The sequence below is a fragment of the Enterobacter sp. T1-1 genome (genome assembly GCF_000710795.1).
GTDB classification, from domain to species: domain Bacteria; phylum Pseudomonadota; class Gammaproteobacteria; order Enterobacterales; family Enterobacteriaceae; genus Enterobacter; species Enterobacter cloacae.
Map to the genome: position 1 here is coordinate 1 of NZ_JALW01000076.1, position 1,340 is coordinate 1,340.

At 58.8% G+C, this 1,340-nt stretch carries 1 protein-coding gene; it reads right to left on the minus strand.

Features of this window, described 5'->3' with window-relative positions; translation table 11 throughout:
• Nucleotides 1–1,340: Ig-like domain-containing protein (locus AK59_RS0120945; RefSeq protein ID WP_029883721.1), on the minus strand; the 1,340-nt coding region annotated here is incomplete at both ends.

Here is a 1,340-nt window from a genome sequence, read left to right on the forward strand (position 1 = left end):
TCGTCGGTGGTGTCGCCTGGACCAACCGGCCCCTGCTTGTCGCCCACGTTATCATTGATAACGATATTTTCTGCCGGAGACGGTGCCGCAGTATCGATCACGATCGGGAAGCTGCCGCTGGTGCGCGCGTTGCCCGCTGCGTCAGTCGCCGTAACGGTGAAGGTGTGCTGACCATCCGCCAGCGCGGTATCCGGGGTGAACGACCACTTACCGCTGCTGTCCGCCTTGACGGTGCCAATCACCTTCCCGTTGTCGAGGATAGACACAACGTCGCCCGGTGCAGCGCTGCCGCTCAGGGTTGGGGTGGTGTCGTTGGTGGTTTCGCCTTTCTGCATTGGGCCGACGTGCGGCTCGGCGTTGTCCACAACGCTGTTGATGGACGGCTCGGTGCTGACCGGGATCAGAACGGTAATATCGTAAGACGGTGCTTCACCCGCTACGCGGTTGCCTACTGCGTCCTGGGTTTCCAGCGTCAGCTGATTAAGCCCTTCCACCAGCGGTGTATCCAGTGCCAGCGTCCAGGTGCCTTCACTGTTGACCACGGCTGAGCCCAGCAGATGTTTGCCGTTAGCATCCGTGCTGTAAACAAAGACGGTGCTTCCCGCTTCACCAATACCATTGATAACCGGTTTGCTGTCATCGGTGATTTCACCGCTGGCCACGTTACCCTGACGGCCGCCGACATCATCCATTACGGACGTAATGTTCAGTACATCGCTGCTTGCCACTGGTGGGGTGTAGTCGGTCACCAGCACAAAATCATCCGATTCCGGACCGGTGTTGCCCGCTTCATCCGTTGCGGTGGTGGTGATATGGTGCTCACCTTCTGGCAGAGGTGTGGTTGGCGTGAACTGCCAGGCCCCGTTATCGTCCGCAATCGTCGAGCCAATATGCTCACCGTTGTCATAAATATCGACACGGCTGCCCGGCTCTGCAGAGCCGTTAAAGGTTGGGTTTGCGTCGTCGGTGGTGCCACCGTTGCTCAGATCGCCACGAATTGTTCCTACATCATCCGTTGCGGATCCCAGTACAGGTTTTTCCGGGGCGGTCGCATCAACGGTAATATCAAAGGACGGAGAGGTCACTTCGTTTCCGGCCGGGTCTTTGGAAATCACGGTCAGGCTGTGATCGCCATCGGCCAGATCCTGTTCAGGAGTGAAGGTCCAGTTGCCGTCCGGATCCACCACGGTGGAGCCCAGTACATCGTCGCCATCCATGATGGTCACGGTGCTGCCTGGCTTACCTTTACCGCTCAGTTCAGGGCGGACATCATCGGTCACGGTGCCTGGCTTCAGGTTGCCCACGATCGGTCCCTGGTCATCCACCACTTCACCCACGGT